This window comes from Oceanobacillus sp. HCA-5259, from assembly GCF_037892815.1.
Classification (GTDB): Bacteria; Bacillota; Bacilli; order Bacillales; family Amphibacillaceae; genus Oceanobacillus; species Oceanobacillus indicireducens.
Map to the genome: position 1 here is coordinate 1 of NZ_JBBKBV010000030.1, position 16,703 is coordinate 16,703.

Below are 16,703 nucleotides of genomic sequence, written 5' to 3' on the forward strand. Positions count from 1 at the left end.
TTGCTCCAGTTGGTGAGCGGGACATCGGGGTCAGAGCAAGTGTCCCAGTTGGGACATTAGGGTCAGTGTACCTGTCCCATTTTTTCACAATTCGTTCCATTCCATTTCAAATAGAGGGCAATGATTTCAGGGAGGATTTCTATTTATTAGTTAAAATTCAGATTATTGGGGATTCAAACGGGAGGCAGTTCCAACTTTATATGATGGTAGTGCATTCGGGAAGATGGAGTTGTCAGAGCACTTTCTAGCGGCTGAATGTTATTGCAGGGCGGAGAGCGGGTGGATCAGTCCTTTTATAGCGAACGAACACGGCAAATGGAAGATAGAATGGCCTTCACTGTAAATGGTAGTTGTTCTAAGGCACAAGGTTTCCTTCACGACGAATTATCTCTTCTAGAAACATAGAAGCCCGCCCTTCCTCTATAAAATCTAACCTGGGACAATGCCTCTGACCCCTCTGTCCCACCAAACTGGAACAATGCCTCCGACCCCAATGTCCCACCAAGCTGGGACAAGTGCTCTGACCCCGATGTCCCGATTAAATAGTGATTGTTTTGGGGTGGGCGATTGTTTGGTATTTCTCCAGTTCGGTTGTGGATATGAGGATTTCTGGATAGTTTTGCATGAATTTCATTTCTTCAATCGTTTGGACGGTACCGACAATCGGCTGGATGCCCATCCGTTTAAGAACAGCGAGATCGAGCTGTTGAACCGTTTGAAAATCGAACTTAAGCATATAATAAGATGCCATGAGTTCTTTCAGTAAGAAGAAATCATGAATTCCTGGATTTTCCCTAAGTAAGCCAAGTTTGATCTGCTTCGATAATATGCGCAGTCTAGCGAGTGAATGATGATTTTCCGAAATAATGAAAACATCTTCCATTGCTTGATGCTGGCGGATGATATCATACACATTCTCCTCCAGACCGTAATAGAAACCGCTCTGTTTAATTTCGATGGCAGTTTTTATTTTGCCTTTTGTTAAATGGATGACTTCTGCGAGGGTGGGAATTCGTTCATCATGATTGATCGGGAAAGCAAGCAATTCCGCATAGGTGAATTGATTGATTTCACCGCGACCGCTTGTTACACGGTCGATGGTCGTATCACGCATGACGACGGGGATACCATCTTTCGTCAGATGCACCTCCAATTTTGTATGGGTAAAGTTCAAATCGATTGCTGCCTGAAAAGAAGACAATGTATTCTCGGGAAATTGTATTGGATAACCGCGCTCCGCAACAGCCTGTATTTTCATTAAATTCTCCTCTCGATTGGGCTACATATCGATTCTATGCATCATTACTTTTGATTATACCCAGGGAATGTTAATTTTGGATGAATTGGAGAATAAATGTTTGTAAATGGAGAAGAAAAACGGTATAAAATAAAAGGAGATTCTAGTAGAGGAGGAAGTGACGGTGTGGGATAGTAAAGTTACTTCATGGAAAAGTTATATTTTCCTGATTGCGAGCATCGTAACAAGTTTGTCCATGATCTTGCTTGGTCCGGTTGCGCAATCTTCGAGTGAAACGGTGACAGATATCATCGCAATTTTTATTATTGTTGGACTAATCGTGTCTATTGTGATGAGCATTGTTACATTTGTCTCGAAGCGAGAAAAGAAATTGATTCCTAGTATAGCGCTCGTTATCACGTTACTTAATATTGGTGTAATTATATATCTTGCGTGGACTTAGGTGAATTTTGCATAGTGATTAGAGGGTATGCGGCCTAGTATAGATGCATACCCTCTATTTTTCATCAAAAATTTGGTTAATAAGAATCCGATCGATTCATATCATGTTTCCGATGTGGCGGTCTTTTATACTTCTATCCGGTTCTTATAAAAGCTGCTTAGGAACCGCAAAGAGAGAGCCCTACTTTCAATTAGCCAAATATCGTCCAGAGCTTGTTGAATATACTCGATACGATGTTTGTCACTTTTCCAAGAATATCACGTAAGGAAAATCCGGGTTTTTCTGGTTTTCCAGGTTTATTCGGCTTTCCTTTTTCAGGCTGTTTTTCTACGGTCACGTATTCAATTGTTTCATGTCCTCCTAAGTCAACTACTTTAATTTCAAATACATTTTCCCCTTCATCTAATGCTCGTTCGAATTCTAGTTTTTCATTAAATTTATTACTTCCGTATGGTTGAGAGAGTTCATTATTATATACATGGTCACCATTAATGAATACATCCATCTGGTCGAATTCATCTTTAATATGTGTTTTTAATATAACCGTGTCATCCTTTGTCTTTTTCTTTGCATTCACTTTTAAACTTGCAGGTGTTGAATCGACAAAGTATCTACGACTGAATTCGGCCTCGTTTCCAGCGTTATCCACTGCTTTAATCTTGTTCAAGTAATAACCATCTTTTTTATATTCCACTGTAAATGTAAAGTGATAACGATCTTTCTCCTCATCAAAAATGAGCTCGGCCTCTTTCCCATCAACCGTTACTTCACGTATTCCCGATTCATCTGTTACGAATCCTGTGACTTCTACTACTTTAGATGTTTCCACGCCAAAAACTTCCGGTGTAGTTACACGTAAATCTGGAGGTGTCGTGTCTTTTTCCACGAGCTGAGCTTCTTCCTCCGCTTTGTTCCCCGCATAGTCAACTGCTACTACTGTAACGACCTGATTGTCGAAATCAACTGCTTCACTAAACCGATGCTCGCTTTCGCCATTTACATATGGCTCTTCTAATACGGATTCACCGTCCACAAGCACATCCCAATAAGCAATACCACTTCCGTCCATATCATCCATTTCGACTGTAACTAAATTTTCATCTTGGTCCATTTTTGCATCGACTTCAGGTTCTGTTATATCGAGAATGACTGGTACTGTCAGTGTTTGTGCTTCGGCATCTGGATAATCAATTGCTGCTTCTACTTGTAAGTAGTACTGACCTTCTGAAGCTAGCTTACCATTCACTTTACCGTCCCATCCCCAAGTACTTGACAAACTATAGTGTGGGGAGCTTCCGTTATCATAATAATTTTTTCGCAGGTCCGATTCCTTTCTGATTGTGCGAATTACTTCCTGATCTTCATCAAGCACTTGAAAGCTAGCTTCTTTGGCATTACGTAAGAGAGAAAGCATCAGGAAAGAATCGTCCTGAATACCGTCGCCATTTGGTGAAAATGCTATCTTTTCCGGATCAATATCTCCTGTGGCTAAATCTTCTCCTAAAAATTCATAGTTTCCATCTCCGTCGCTAGTTACGACTCCTGTTACGCCATAATAGGAGGATTCATCCCATAACGGTTCATCAAATATTGGTGCATCTTGCCAGTCGCCTTTAAAACCAACATATGGAACAGTTAAATTTGGATTTGTATCGGACGGATCAGTTAGCGTAACAAATCCTTCCAGCCAATATCCGTTTGTATAAATCTCTTGCAAATCAGCATCCACCGAACTCATATCAATTGATACCGTGATGGATGTTCTACCTTGTGCCGGCACTTGAACCGTTCCCACCTGTTCTCCATTGACTGTTGCCAATGCTCCAAGATCAAGTGCTCCAAATAAATTCGGTGCCGTAACAAACATATCACCGGCGTCAACCGGAGTATCCGTTTGGACGTTTACACTCGCTTCATATGTTACAGCCTCGTCTGTATAATTTTCTGCTATCAGTTCAAATGTTACCTTATCTTCTGTAAAATCTTTTAATGCTACTTTTGCTTCGTTTGTTTTTGCTTCCGTCACTACTACTGGAGTAGAAAGAGCCGCATGTAATTGCATCATTCCCGCACCTTGTCGACGCGGTGAAACGGGGGCATCATCAAACTCAATTTGCGTTGCTGTGTTCATTAAAATATTTTTAGCAAAATTAACACGATCCGCATTGTCATAACCAAATTCATTATCCACTCGATCTAATACAAGAGCTCCACCACCAGCTACATGTGGAGCAGCCATAGAAGTTCCGCTCATTAAACCATATTGATTGTCGTTCAATGTAGATAATATTTGCCCGCCCGGAGCTGTGATTTCTGGTTTGAAATCAAGATTCGGTGTTAGCCCCCATGAACTAAAATCACTCATTTTGCCTGCATCTGGATTATCAATTGTTGTTTTTTCACCGTTAAAGGTAATAGTGACTGCTTGTCCAGCCTGTGCTGCTTCGGCAAGGAGATCTCCGTGACTCTTTAGCATAAAGAGTTGTGGTATTGTAATTTCTGGATCTGTTTGCATATTTACAATACCATCTGTATTGTTATAAATGATTACACCGGCTGCACCGCTATTTTGAGCATTTAATGCTTTTTCCGTAAATGGATTACCTCCACGTTGGATGAGTGCATACTTTCCGTCCACATCTTTACCTTCAAAGTCTTCTGGATAACCGAGTCCTGCTGCAACGATTTCAAATTCTTTTTGATCGATAGTGTTAGGATGGGTGCTTCCCGCTGATAAAAATGCTGCTTCTCCTATTTCTCCATCAATGGAATACTCTAAGCCATCAACATCCATAAACGTATTCTCAAAAGATGCGACTTGGAGGGAATCAGTCGAAACACCAGGTGATCCAGCCACCCCATAATCTGGGTTAGATGCATATGGGTAGAAATAGCCGTCACCGAAAAGTGCTGAGTTTCCTGCAGATATCGACATCAGTACACCGTTATTTACGGCACGAGTTACAGCTTGTTGTTCTGGTGAGTCTTCACTGACAAAGCCTGCAGCGCTCCCTAAGCTCATGTTTAGTACGTCTACACCTAGTTTGATTGCGTCATCAATTGCTTTAATATAAATATCGCCAAATGTTGATTGCATATCTGGATCATTTCCAAAAACTTTTAATGCTAAAAGCTGTGCTTCAGGTGCAATCCCTAAAATACCACCGTCTGTTTCTTCCCCATTAGCCCCAACTGTTCCTGCAACATGCATACCATGATAGTTAGCAGTTGCATGTTTTTCCCTAATTTCATCATTTTCATCCATATAGTTATAGCCATAAGGTATTTTGTCTGTATAATATTGACCTGGCAAATTCTCCGATTCTATCTTTTTGTTAACGAAATTTTCCGTCAGTTTACCAGTTTCATTATCTGTAAGTATCATGTCGTCGTGGGTTGGATCAATCCCGGTATCGATAATTCCAACAACCATCCCTTCCCCTTTGACACCGTAGTCTCGCCAAGCTTGCTGCGCTTCGACCAGTTCTTTACTGTAAACCATATCAGGCTTCACTTCTGGACGCTCGTATTCATTTACCATGTGTACTGTTTTAACGTTTGGAAGTTCAGCTATTTTTTCAATATCTGCATACTTTACCTCCAGACTAAATCCATTTACAACTGTTGTAAATTCCTGGAGTTCTGTGACTTCAATCTTTTCCGCTTTAATACTATCTTTTACTTCTTTTTGTTGCGTAATTACTGCTTTTTCTAATTTATCTTTTTCTGGTTCTGTTAAATTTTCATATTTCATCCCGCGCGTTGTCGCTATTTCAATCGGTGCTTTATCATCAAGCTCTATAATGACACGCACATCTTTATTGGGATCCACCGTATCTTTAATTGATTCAGATTGCTCCGCTGTAATTTCAGTTTTCTGGTTTAATTGTCCTGGCAACTCCTTCACCATTGCATTTACATATGAAACGTTGCTAAAAACTAATAAAATTACAGCAATTAAAACAGATAATCTTTTCCCCATTTTTCTCCCCCTATGAATTAAAATTTAAGCGTCTAAATTGTAACAACACTCTCCATTTATTCCTATTCTTCATCCCCCTTCGCACACATCTAAAAATTCTGATAAAACAATTTTATGAAATTACAAAATTCTACACTAGTGTACAAAGTAATAGTAGGAAAGTTTCTTAAATTCTGCTTTACAGGTAAATAGTAGGCCATCGGGGAATCAGAATAAATGTCAAAGTTCGGTGGAGGGGGACAGGGGTCAGAGCAATTGTCCCATAAAAAAAGGGGACAGTCAGATGCTGTCCCTGCTATCCCGCTTTCTATGGATTTTCCATTTAAGTTTACGCAGATAATCAATAACTGGTCGTTTTCCTCCGAGTACAATACCGGCAAGTTCAGAAATTATATGGAGGAAAAATAGAACGAAAATACTTACGACAAGAGAGAACTTTGTACTAACAGTTGAAAAGAGAATTGCTAGTCCACCGAAAACAGCTCCAAATACATACATGATGAGTACTGTTTGTCGATGACTGTAGCCTGCCCTAATCATCTGATAGTGGATATGTTTATTATCGGCTGTCATAATACTTTTCTTGTTATATGCCCTTCGAACAATGGCAACTAATGTATCAAAAATTGGAATTGCCAGTACGATAATTGGTACAACAAAACTAAAGAAAGCAATGTTTTTAAATAAGCCGAGCATTGATATTGCTGCAACCATGTATCCGAGGAAGTTCGAGCCCGTATCTCCCATATAAATTTTAGCCGGATAAAAATTATGATAAAGAAACCCGAGATTCGATCCAATAATGACAATGCTTAAAGATGCAGCAATAAGTTGGCCATCAATAATTGCCATAATGAAAATACTAACCAAAGCAATTGTTGTAACACCCGTAGCTAGTCCATCTAATCCATCAATTAGATTTATTGCGTTGGTTACTCCAACAACCCAAAGGACGGTAATAAGCACACTAAAAAATCCGAGGTCAATCATGCCAATAAAGGGTATGGTAATCCGTTCAATAATCAGCCCCGATGATACTAAAAAAGATGCAGCAACGAGCTGGCCTGTTAGTTTTGCAATCGGTTTAATATCAAAACGGTCATCCAGGGCACCTGTAATGACAATTACCAAAGCACCGAAAAATATTTCTGGCATATGTTCATGTCGTGGAAATAAATATAAGCCTCCTAGTAAAGCCCCTAAGAAGATCGCAAGTCCACCTAGCCGAGGCGTAACTTTCTTGTGTATTTTGCGGTTATTCGGAAAGTCAACCGCACCAACCCAAATGGAAAATCGCTTTATTGGATAGGTTAAAACAAAAGATGAAACTAAAGCTATCGTAAAAGCAATAGCTAGATCGACAAAGTTAAACATAATATTCTCCTAATTAACATATTCAACAAACAATTTACACGTATCGATTAAATTATAACGAAAGAAAGGTTGATTGGGCAAATTTAACCGTGAGGATACCGGGACATGGGGACGGAGGCGTTGTCCCGATTTGGAGCGGGACATGGGGTCAGAGGCTCTTGTCCCGGTTTTGGGGGCGGGACATGGGGTCAGAGCTCTTGTCCCGATTTAAGGGCGGGACACGGGGTCAGAGCTCTTGTCCCGGTTTAGGGACGGGACACGGGGTCAGAGCTCTTGTCCCGATTTAGGGGCGGGACATGGGGTCAGAGGCTCTTGTGCCGGTATATCACCCAGTTCAATTGAATTTTGAATAATTTGGGGACTATTATTGGGGCAATCGCTTTGTTAGAATAAGGATGGGAGACAACGATACATAAGAATAGGGGGGATTTCTATGGGACTGTATATTTTTGTAATAGCAGCCGCTATTGCAGTATTTGGTATTTTAATGATGTATAAGAAAAATGTAGAACGACTCAAGGAAAATCCGAGTCAAGTTGCTGAAGTACATAAAAATTTCTTCATTAGTACGGCACTCATTGAAGCATTACCGATTGTTTTACTTATCCTAGGATTCGTCAATGTCGAACCGGTGCCGGTGGATCAGATTTATCTACCTGTTATTATTGTTATTATGTTAATTGCGTTCTCGGTCTTCTTTGTCTTCTTGCAGCGAGCTGTAGGTACTGATGAGGACAGCAAGCAGGTTGTAACTAGCTTTTCGATGATTGCGATCATGATGTCGAATGCCATTCCTATTATTGCGCTTGTGTTTTTATTTTTGTCGGTGCAAGGATAATGTGTGGAATAGATGGCTACATAAGGAGACACTCGTTCCGATGAGTGTCTTTTTTGTTCTGTGCGGGACAGATGCCCTGACCCCAGTGTCCCACTGAAGTTTGGGACAACAGCACTGACCCCAAAAAGGCATCCTCCTGGGACAGTGCCTCTGACCCCAATGTCCCGCTCAAACTGGGACAGTTGCCCTGACCCTGTATCCCGGTGTATGATTTGGGTAGGTGTTTTTTTTGAGGGGGTTGGTTTGGTGGTTGGTTCGGGTGATCGGGATAGTATTGTGAAGGTTTGTATGATAGCTGGGAAGATTATGTTGATGAGCGGGGCGGAGACGCATCGGGTGGAGGATACGATGAATCGGATGGCGCATGCCTTTGGCGTCGAGAGTGCGCAGAGTCATGCTACACCTACTGGGATTAATTTCTCAGCTGGGATGACTGAAGTGAATAACTTTGTGCGGATTTTAAAGCGCCCGACTGATTTGCATAAAATAGCCGAAGTGAATAGTATTTCCCGGAAAATCATCGCCGGGGAATTAAGCCCGGAAAAGGCATACCGCAAACTGCTAAAAATTGAAGCGGCCCCTCCTGTTTATACGGTTTGGCTGCAGATTATAATTGCTGCGCTCGTGAGCGGCTGTTTTGTCATAATGTTTCAGGGGACCTGGACTGATTTCCTTCCAGCCTGTATTGCCGGTGGGCTTGGCTTTGCGGTAATGGCTGGGATGGACCGTCTTCTTGAAATCCGTTATTTGGCGGAGTTCTTCGGTGCTTTCGTCATTGGAATCAGTTCTTATCTGTTGATTCATTATGGATTTGCTTTGGAACTCGATAAAGTGATTATTGGAGCAGTGATGCCGCTCGTTCCTGGGCTCCATATTACGAATGCCATTCGCGATATGGTAGCGGGACATCTGCTTTCTGGAATATCTAAAGGTGTCGAAGCGACATTGACCGCGTTCTCGATCGGTGCTGGTGTGTCGCTGCTATTCGCTTTTGTCTAGGAGGGGGTTCTTTTGACGATACTTGCACAACTTATTACAAGCTTCATTGCATCAAGCGGATTCGGAATTTTATTCAGCGCCCCGAAAAGAGCCCTCATTCAATGCGGATTCGTTGGGATGTCCGGCTGGATGCTTTATTATTTTCTGACACCAGCGGTTATGAATAATGTTCCAGCGACGATTTTTGCAGCGATGCTTGTATCGGTGCTCAGTTATTTCTGTGCCCGCCTGTTTAAAGTGCCGATTATCATTTTCAATATTTCCGGAATCATCCCGCTCGTGCCAGGTGGGCTTGCATATAATGCGATGCGTCATTTTGTCGAAAATGATTATACGACAGCAATTGAGCTATCGGTTGAGGTTGCATTGCTTGCTGGTGGAATTGCGATTGGATTAATGTTTTCAGAGGTCATCCGGCAAGTTGTCGTGAAACTGTCGGTTCATAAATAAGATAAATAACTTCAGCTTGAAACAGTACACACTTCTGAATATTTTTTCTTTTAAACAATTCACTGACTTTCAGTTCGTATCTATTGCTAAATTTCTAAACTCCATTACAATAAAATAAAACTTCATTCTGCGGGGTTTACTTTTTAACCTAACGGAATGTTTAATAAAATAATCGAGCCGTTACTGGAAGGGCGGATCTCCCACTTTAAAGTTTGAAGTAGGAGTCTTACAGCCAGTTACACTGCGATAATTTTTATTCCAATAAAGTGAGGGAAGTTTGATGAGTGAACAAATAAAGCCAAAAGTTTTAATTACAATATTTGGAGCAACAGGTGACTTAGCTAAACGTAAGCTATACCCTTCCATATACCGCCTTTTGCGGAATAATACGATTAGTAAAGATTTTGCCGTAATTGGACTTGCACGTAGAGGATGGTCCAATGAGGTGTTCCGCGATAATGTAAAGGAATCGGTTGAACAAGCATTTGGTGAGTGCGAGGAGTTGGATGATTTCGCGTCACATTTCCACTATCAATCCTTTGATGTGACGGATAAGACAGCTTACGACCGCATGAAAGAATTAGTGGAACAGCTTGAATCACAATACGACACAGAAGGAAATCGGTTATTCTATTTGGCTATGGCGCCGGAATTTTTCGGACAGATTGCAAATAGCCTGCAGGAATACGGCTTGAAAGAAACGCCGGGCTGGACACGCTTGATTATTGAAAAGCCGTTCGGTCATGATTTGGATTCGGCAAAAGAGTTGAATAACCAAATTCGGGCAGCGTTTGATGAGGAGCAAATCTATCGGATTGACCATTATCTTGGAAAACAGATGGTACAAAACATTGAAGTTATCCGGTTTGCGAATGGAATTTTTGAACACTTGTGGAACAACCGATTTATTTCCAATATCCAAATTACGTCGAGTGAAACGCTCGGGGTGGAGGACAGGTCGCGCTATTACGATGATTCAGGGGCGATCCGGGATATGGTGCAGAACCATATGCTGCAAATGGTTGCGCTGCTTGCGATGGAACCGCCGATCAGTCTGACAACGGATGAAGTTCGTTCGGAGAAAATTAAAGTAATGCGTGCGCTTCGGGAACTTGACTTAGATCAGGTTCATGAGTATTATGTCCGCGGGCAGTATGGACACGGTGTTGTAAATGATAAAGAGGTCGCCGGTTATCGAAAAGAATCGGAGGATCTCATCTTTTCCAATACAGAGACGTTCGTGGCTGGGAAAATTTTAATCGATAATTACCGCTGGGCTGGGGTTCCGTTCTATATTCGAACTGGAAAACGAATGCCAGAAAAGCGGACGAAGATTGTCATTGAATTTAAAGATATCCCGATGAACCTGTATTTTAAGAGTGAGCGGGAACATCATCCGAACTTGCTTGTCATTAATATTCAGCCGGATGAAGGAATCGCCCTTTATCTGAATGCGAAAAAATCTGGTTCTGAGGCACTTGCGGAGCCGATTGAGCTTAGTTATAAACAAGGCGCGATGCCAGCAATAAACACGCCAGAAGCGTATGAAAAACTTCTATATGATTGCATGATTGGTGACGCGACAAACTTTACACATTGGGATGAAGTTGCGTTGTCCTGGCAATACATCGACCCGATCTTAAAAGTTTGGGAAGATGAACAGCCGAACTTCCCGAACTATGAATCCGGCTCGATGGGACCGAAAAAATCAGACGAACTCCTCAACCAAGACGGCAACCACTGGTGGGAAGTTTAGCTGGGACACGGGGTCAGAGACCTTGTCCCAGATTTAGCGGGACACGGGGTTGGAGCGGGACGCGGGGTCAGAGCTCCTGTCCCAGATTTAGCGGGACGCGGGGTCAGAGCTTTTGTCCCGGAACTATAAAAATGGGTCATTCAAGATGATTTCTTGAATGACCCATTTTTTTATTATATATGCGATGACGATGGGACTCTTATTAAGTGGGACAATTACACTGACCCCAATGTCCCGCCATCTGCGTTCTATCTGGGACAGTTGCTCTGACCCCATGTCCCGCCGCGCTCATTATCTCTGGCGGGTGTCGTCTCTGTCGAGTTCTTTTTCTCTTTCTGTGTCGTCTCTTTCGATTATGTCTTCGTTGTCGTTGTTGTCGCCATTGTCGCCATTATTACCATTGGTTCCGTCGTCGATGTTACCTTGGTTGTCATCATTTTGGTCACGTGGTGTTTCGTCAATTGGTTCGTTATCATTATTGTCATTGTTGTCGTTATTTGTCGCACACCCTGTGATCAATGTAAGTGCTAATGCAAGTGAACCAATACGGAGAAGCCATTTATTCATCATCTGTGTATGCCTCCTTTTCCTTAAAGTAGTTGCTCGAATTTAGCATAACCACTTTACCCGAAAGTCATACATTATACACATAAAAGACGATATCGCTCCTCCTAACACACTCCCTACTGAATCGCAAATGTAATCTCCGCTTCACAAGCTAGCTCACCATCAACGGTTGCCCGGCCTTTCCCTTTCCCGATCGGCCCTTTCATCCGTGTAATTTCCACTTCAAGTCGCAGTTGGTCTCCTGGTTTTACTTGACGTTTAAAACGACATTTATCCAGTCCTGCGAGGAAGCCGATTTTCCCTTTATTCTCTTCCTTATTCAGCACTGCAATTGCACCAACTTGGGCCATTGCCTCAACAATCAGCACGCCTGGCATGACCGGATATTCGGGAAAATGTCCTTGGAAAAACGGTTCATTGATTGTTACATTTTTAATGCCTACCACGCGTTTCGCTTCGTCCATCTCTACAATTTTATCGACTAATAAAAATGGATAACGGTGCGGGATAATTGCTTTAATTTCTTCCGTATTCATGTTTTAATCTCCTCTTTTCACCATGATAAAGCAGGGATATTTAAAATGATGCTTCCATATCCTTTTGCTTGCTAGTTTTGATTATATCAAGTTTGCATGTTTGACTCCAATCGAAAACGGAAAAAGAAAGGCAAGTGCATTTCTCAAAAATCAACCTTAGAAGTAGTTAGGAGGAAAACAAAATGCTCTGGTCAATTATTGTTCTATTGCTCGTATTATGGCTATTAGGCTTTTCATTTGATGTTGGCGGCGGTCTTGTCCACATACTTTTAGTTATCGCCTTAATCGTGCTTATTTTCCGTTTAATAACTGGAGGACGGGTCGATTAACTTTTAATTAAAAATTGCAGCCTAACGAAAGCTAATACACTCACAAAAAGGACATAGGATTTCCACCTATGTCCTTTATCATTTACCACAATATAACTTGTACGTGTGGCTCTTATACGAGAAGAAGTGCCACTTTATTCTTTTGTAACGATGTCGATGATATGTTGCCAGGTTTCCACCTTAAGTGCGTCTGTCGGGGTTCCGTCGCCAATGATTCCGTAACCGATCATAAGCCCTGCTACAAGGGCAAATACGGCGAGAATCGCAACAATAATAATGCGCAGCCAAATCGGGAAAATCCGTACTCTCGATTGCTTGTCCCGCTGTTCACTTCGCCTTTGCTGCTCTTTTGTTTCAGGACTTTTTGCCTTCGATTGTTTTTTCTCGGCGGCAAGTTCCGCTTTTTTTGCACGTTTATTTAGCTTTTTATCCTCTGCTTCGCTGGATTTTTCTTGTTTCTTTCCTATTCCAGCTAGTCTTAATTGCTTTGTTGACATCGTTTGTTCTCCTTAATCTTAACTTCTCAGTTGATTGATGAGTCCCATCATCTGATCGGTCGTTGAAATCGTCCGGGAATTAAACTGGTAGGCACGCTGAGCCACCATTAATTCTGACATCTGAGTTGCCAAATCAACATTCGCCTGCTCCAACATCCCACTTTCAACTAATAAATTGGTAACTCCGATTTGCTCCACAACTTCATCCATCACATAGCCCAACTCACCAGCATCAGGCAGACGGAAAAGATTGCCACCAGCTGCTTCCAGTAAATGTGGCCGCGTAATTTCGACAATGCCAACTGCACCAACTACCTGCAGCTCACCATTCCGTTCAACGACGATTTGTCCATTATCGCGAACCTCGATTCCCTCGAAGCCACTTGCAATTATAATTCGCTCACCATTTTGCCCAAGGACGGGTTCGCCATCGCCATTTGTCAGCATCACTGCATCCGCCCCTGCACTCGTCGGCTGTAAATAAAAACTTCCATCGCGTGTGTAATTCGTCTCGAGTGCTCCAGGTTCCCCCGTTTGAATCTGGAAAAAATGCCTTTCATTGCGAAGGGCAAGATCGAGTGCCCGGTTTGTCGTCTGTAGAGATCCGATAGAAAAATCATTATTAATTGCTCCAAGCTTTGCTCCAGACCCAACACGAATTCCTTCTGGCGTTAGTCGATTCACCGCATTTTCCGGGGTGTTTAGATTATTGATTTGCTGGGTTAAAAGGGAGGAAAATTCCGAGTTTCGTGTTTTATAGCCAGGTGTTTGGCTGTTCGCCATATTATGTCCAATCAAGTCCAATTTCTGTTGCAGCTGATTCATCGTCACAGCTGCCTGAATCATCGTCCGTGACATCTATAAACCTCCAATCTAAATCTTGTTTAACCGAGGCGGCCGATATCTGACACTGCTTTTCCTAAACTTTCATCATAAGCCCGTAACACGCGCTGATTCAGTTCAAACATCCGGTAAGCATTCAACTGGTCTGTCATCGTCGCCTGCGCGTCCACATTCGACTGCTCTAGAAAGCCTTGCAAAACAGTAAATTCAGCATCAGCCGGTACCGCAATTGATTCGCCGTCGTACAGGTTATCGCCTTCTTTTGTTAGTTCATTCACATCGTTTACGTAGGCTAGTCCTAGCGGAATCGTTTCCGTATCGGTATGAAGCATTCCCGTATCCGTCACGGTAAAATCTCTGCCACCTGTCTCAATCGGTGTACCAGCGTTATTTAACACGTAATAGCCCTGATTCGTCACAAGAAAGCCGTTCCCGTCAATGGTGAAATTTCCGTTGCGAGTGAGGCGTTCTTCCCCTGCTTCATTTTGTACACGGAAAAAGATACCACCTGTCTCGTCCGGTACTGCATCTTGCGTTATAGCAAGATCTGTTCCGATATTCGTCTCGCGGATGCCGCCCTGCGCAAAATTAGGTACGAATTCCTGGACATAGACTCCGGTATTAAGCGAACCGATTGTCTCACTTATTGGGAGATGCACGTTCCGATTCACCGGTAACTGTTTCTTCCCTTGGGCTTGAATCAGCATTTCAGGAAATGACCGGATTGTTGCTTGATCCGCCTTGTATCCTGGTGTATTTATATTTGCCAGATTATTCCCTAATGCTTCCTGATGACGCTGCTGGGTCATCATGCCACTTGCAGCAGTGTAGAATCCTCGTAACACGCGATTTCCTCCTTTTTAGCGTTCAGGATATTTTGAAAAATTATTGAATTACTAATAAAAATCTGTGGATTATGAACTGAAAGTTGCTAGCAATAACCTTTTCCGTACTGCACCTAGCACAAACAAGATGAATTCTCTTCTTAAGTAAGCTTCTTGCGACTTTGCAACGAATGTTTCTCTACCGTGAAAAAACTACCTCGGAAGAACCGCTTCCCGTCCTGGGAGACACAGTTTCTACGTTGCGTTGCCGCGACTACTGCTATGTGCTGGTACAAACGCTCTTCGGTGGGACAAGTAAAAGCAGTCCCAAGCCCGCGAAACGATTCGCCCAACTTACTGTAAGGGTCGCTTAGCACCTTTCAATCTTATCCAATCTTTTTACCTTCGATCTTATCAATGTTTTCAAGCATGATTCCGGTTCCTTTAGCAACACAGCTCATTGGCTCTTCCGCCACAAATACAGGCACCTTCAGCTCTTCAGCAAGCAACTGGTCCATACCGTGGATGAGCGCTCCTCCGCCAGTGAGAATGACACCACGGTCGATGATGTCAGCAGATAGTTCCGGTGGAGTCTGCTCAAGAACCGTTTTCGCAGCTTGTACAATTACATAAACATGTTCACGAAGCGCTTCTTCAATCTCCTTGGAGTTTACCGTTATTGTTTGCGGAAGGCCACTCACCATGTCTCGACCACGAATCTCAAGGGATTCATCACGTGAACCTTCAAAAACGGTTGCGACATTGATTTTAATTTCTTCGGCAGTCCGTTCACCGATTAGGAGCTTATATTTTTTCTTAATATACTGTAGAATTTCTGCATCAAAATTATCCCCTGCCATTTTAATGGACTCAGAGGTTACAATGCCACCCATAGAAAGAACGGCTACATCTGTCGTTCCTCCACCGATATCGACAACCATGTTTCCACTCGGCTGGTAAATTTCCATCCCAGCACCGATTGCTGCGACCTTGGGCTCTTCTTCCAGATATACTTTCTTTCCGCCTGACTTTTCCGCCGCTTCTTTAATCGCTTTCTGCTCGACTTTCGTAATGTTCGTCGGGCAGCAAATGAGCATGCGCGGTTTTGTAAACAGGCCTTTAACATTGATTTTATTAATAAAATGCTTTAACATCGCTTCAGTCACATCAAAATCAGCAATTACCCCATCTTTCAACGGGCGGATTGCTTCTATATTTCCAGGTGTCCGACCAACCATGCGACGGGCTTCTTCTCCGACTTCCAGTACTCTTCCAGTATTTCGGTCCATCGCTACTACAGCTGGTTCATTCAACACAATTCCTTTTCCTTTTACATGAATCAAAACGTTGGCGGTTCCAAGGTCTATTCCAATATCTCTAGAAAACATTCTATCTAGGTCCTCCCAAATTAACTTGTCTTACATCGTGATTTAGACACAATGCTACTATTAACATATTTTATCACAGTTTGTCACATTTAACTTCTTTTATTGATAATTATTTTATGAAATTTTTGTTGTGCTTGACGGCAGATAGGGGTGCGGGTTCATTCTGGGAAGTTCTGTAAAAAAATGGGCTACTAATCCCGGGAGGCGACTAGTAGCTTGGGGGTATTAATTCCGGGAGGGGTTTACCTTCAGGCGGCCTTCATTTTTATATTTCTGTCTCGTTGCTTCCCCGCCACGCAGGTGTCTGATTGCTTTATGATATTCCAGCACTTCTTTCACCTGTCCGGCAAGTTCGGGATTGATCTCAGGTAAACGTTCAGTCAAATCTTTATGGACAGTACTTTTGGAGACCCCGAATTCTTTGGCAATTTTCCGGACTGTCTTTCTCGTTTCAATCACATGCTGTCCAATACGGATTGCTCTTTCTTTGATGTAATCATGCACACCGTTCGCCTCCTAAGTTGATCGTTCTGAGGTGTCATCTCTTATCTCTTCAACCGGGGCTCATTATTTAATGCTGTCAACTGAACCGAAAAGTGAGTCTATGTAATTTGCATCAT

At 42.5% G+C, this 16,703-nt stretch carries 16 protein-coding genes; 6 read left to right on the plus strand and 10 right to left on the minus strand.

The window, feature by feature from the left end:
* Positions 1-538: 538 nt before the first annotated feature.
* On the minus strand, positions 539-1,258 hold the full coding sequence (locus tag WKU33_RS14375; protein WP_340455284.1) for a glycerophosphodiester phosphodiesterase: 720 nt from the start codon (positions 1,256-1,258) through the stop codon (positions 539-541).
* A 163-nt stretch (positions 1,259-1,421) separates the two neighbouring features.
* Between WKU33_RS14375 and WKU33_RS14380 the strand changes: the two genes are divergently transcribed.
* Positions 1,422-1,700: a hypothetical protein gene (locus WKU33_RS14380; protein WP_340455286.1), complete on the plus strand. Its 279-nt coding sequence runs from the start codon at positions 1,422-1,424 to the stop codon at positions 1,698-1,700.
* A 190-nt stretch (positions 1,701-1,890) separates the two neighbouring features.
* On the opposite strand, the gene WKU33_RS14385 is transcribed toward WKU33_RS14380, so the two are convergent.
* Entirely contained in the window at positions 1,891-5,682 is a 3,792-nt protein-coding gene (locus WKU33_RS14385; RefSeq protein ID WP_340455288.1) for a S8 family serine peptidase, read from the minus strand.
* Between the two features lie 279 nt (positions 5,683-5,961).
* Positions 5,962-7,056, minus strand: coding sequence for a glycosyltransferase family 4 protein (locus WKU33_RS14390; RefSeq protein ID WP_340455290.1), 1,095 nt, complete (start codon positions 7,054-7,056; stop codon positions 5,962-5,964).
* 433 nt (positions 7,057-7,489) lie between these two features.
* Here WKU33_RS14390 and WKU33_RS14395 point away from each other — a divergent pair, with 433 nt between their 5' ends.
* The 4 genes from WKU33_RS14395 (at position 7,490) to zwf (ending at position 11,099) form a co-directional block, all read left to right on the plus strand.
* Entirely contained in the window at positions 7,490-7,894 is a 405-nt protein-coding gene (locus WKU33_RS14395; RefSeq protein WP_156854305.1) for a hypothetical protein, read from the plus strand.
* Between the two features lie 246 nt (positions 7,895-8,140).
* Positions 8,141-8,893, plus strand: coding sequence for a threonine/serine exporter family protein (locus WKU33_RS14400; RefSeq protein ID WP_340455292.1), 753 nt, complete (start codon positions 8,141-8,143; stop codon positions 8,891-8,893).
* A gap of 12 nt (positions 8,894-8,905) precedes the next feature.
* Positions 8,906-9,343, plus strand: a complete 438-nt coding sequence (locus WKU33_RS14405) for a threonine/serine exporter family protein (RefSeq protein ID WP_156854303.1) — start codon at positions 8,906-8,908, stop codon at positions 9,341-9,343.
* A gap of 280 nt (positions 9,344-9,623) precedes the next feature.
* A complete protein-coding gene (gene zwf / locus WKU33_RS14410; protein ID WP_156854301.1) occupies positions 9,624-11,099 on the plus strand; it encodes a glucose-6-phosphate dehydrogenase in 1,476 nt (491 codons plus the stop codon).
* A gap of 291 nt (positions 11,100-11,390) precedes the next feature.
* Here the strand turns inward: zwf and WKU33_RS14415 are convergent, their stop codons facing one another.
* Positions 11,391-11,669, minus strand: a complete 279-nt coding sequence (locus WKU33_RS14415) for a hypothetical protein (RefSeq protein WP_336251692.1) — start codon at positions 11,667-11,669, stop codon at positions 11,391-11,393.
* Positions 11,670-11,782: 113 nt separating this feature from the next.
* Positions 11,783-12,202, minus strand: a complete 420-nt coding sequence (gene fabZ, locus WKU33_RS14420) for a 3-hydroxyacyl-ACP dehydratase FabZ (RefSeq protein ID WP_156854297.1) — start codon at positions 12,200-12,202, stop codon at positions 11,783-11,785.
* Positions 12,203-12,384: 182 nt separating this feature from the next.
* Between fabZ and WKU33_RS14425 the strand changes: the two genes are divergently transcribed.
* The gene (locus WKU33_RS14425) at positions 12,385-12,531 is read left to right on the plus strand and encodes a lmo0937 family membrane protein (RefSeq protein WP_188855774.1); all 147 of its coding nucleotides are present in this window, start codon (positions 12,385-12,387) and stop codon (positions 12,529-12,531) included.
* Positions 12,532-12,665: 134 nt separating this feature from the next.
* Here WKU33_RS14425 and WKU33_RS14430 read toward each other — a convergent pair whose 3' ends face one another.
* From WKU33_RS14430 to spoIIID, 5 genes are all read right to left on the minus strand, one after another.
* The gene (locus WKU33_RS14430; RefSeq protein WP_156854293.1) at positions 12,666-13,028 is read right to left on the minus strand and encodes a DNA-directed RNA polymerase subunit beta; all 363 of its coding nucleotides are present in this window, start codon (positions 13,026-13,028) and stop codon (positions 12,666-12,668) included.
* 18 nt (positions 13,029-13,046) lie between these two features.
* The gene (locus WKU33_RS14435) at positions 13,047-13,886 is read right to left on the minus strand and encodes a flagellar hook-basal body protein (protein WP_340455294.1); all 840 of its coding nucleotides are present in this window, start codon (positions 13,884-13,886) and stop codon (positions 13,047-13,049) included.
* Between the two features lie 26 nt (positions 13,887-13,912).
* On the minus strand, positions 13,913-14,716 hold the full coding sequence (locus WKU33_RS14440) for a flagellar hook-basal body protein (RefSeq protein ID WP_340455295.1): 804 nt from the start codon (positions 14,714-14,716) through the stop codon (positions 13,913-13,915).
* 365 nt (positions 14,717-15,081) lie between these two features.
* Positions 15,082-16,083: a rod shape-determining protein gene (locus WKU33_RS14445; RefSeq protein ID WP_340455296.1), complete on the minus strand. Its 1,002-nt coding sequence runs from the start codon at positions 16,081-16,083 to the stop codon at positions 15,082-15,084.
* A 225-nt stretch (positions 16,084-16,308) separates the two neighbouring features.
* A complete protein-coding gene (spoIIID, locus tag WKU33_RS14450) occupies positions 16,309-16,587 on the minus strand; it encodes a sporulation transcriptional regulator SpoIIID (protein ID WP_156854285.1) in 279 nt (92 codons plus the stop codon).
* Between the last annotated feature and the right edge of the window lie 116 nt (positions 16,588-16,703).

What these genes read in the sequence shown, in the direction of transcription:
- WKU33_RS14430 (WP_156854293.1), bottom strand. Translation starts at nt 13,028, where the DNA reads ATGTCAACAAAGCAATTAAGACTAGCTGGAATAGGAAAGAAACAAGAA.
- WKU33_RS14395 (WP_156854305.1), top strand. Translation starts at nt 7,490, where the DNA reads ATGGGACTGTATATTTTTGTAATAGCAGCCGCTATTGCAGTATTTGGT.
- WKU33_RS14425 (WP_188855774.1), top strand. Translation starts at nt 12,385, where the DNA reads ATGCTCTGGTCAATTATTGTTCTATTGCTCGTATTATGGCTATTAGGC.
- zwf (WP_156854301.1), top strand. Translation starts at nt 9,624, where the DNA reads ATGAGTGAACAAATAAAGCCAAAAGTTTTAATTACAATATTTGGAGCA.
- WKU33_RS14445 (WP_340455296.1), bottom strand. Translation starts at nt 16,083, where the DNA reads ATGTTTTCTAGAGATATTGGAATAGACCTTGGAACCGCCAACGTTTTG.
- WKU33_RS14390 (WP_340455290.1), bottom strand. Translation starts at nt 7,056, where the DNA reads ATGTTTAACTTTGTCGATCTAGCTATTGCTTTTACGATAGCTTTAGTT.
- fabZ (WP_156854297.1), bottom strand. Translation starts at nt 12,202, where the DNA reads ATGAATACGGAAGAAATTAAAGCAATTATCCCGCACCGTTATCCATTT.
- WKU33_RS14375 (WP_340455284.1), bottom strand. Translation starts at nt 1,258, where the DNA reads ATGAAAATACAGGCTGTTGCGGAGCGCGGTTATCCAATACAATTTCCC.
- WKU33_RS14435 (WP_340455294.1), bottom strand. Translation starts at nt 13,886, where the DNA reads ATGTCACGGACGATGATTCAGGCAGCTGTGACGATGAATCAGCTGCAA.
- WKU33_RS14385 (WP_340455288.1), bottom strand. Translation starts at nt 5,682, where the DNA reads ATGGGGAAAAGATTATCTGTTTTAATTGCTGTAATTTTATTAGTTTTT.
- WKU33_RS14415 (WP_336251692.1), bottom strand. Translation starts at nt 11,669, where the DNA reads ATGATGAATAAATGGCTTCTCCGTATTGGTTCACTTGCATTAGCACTT.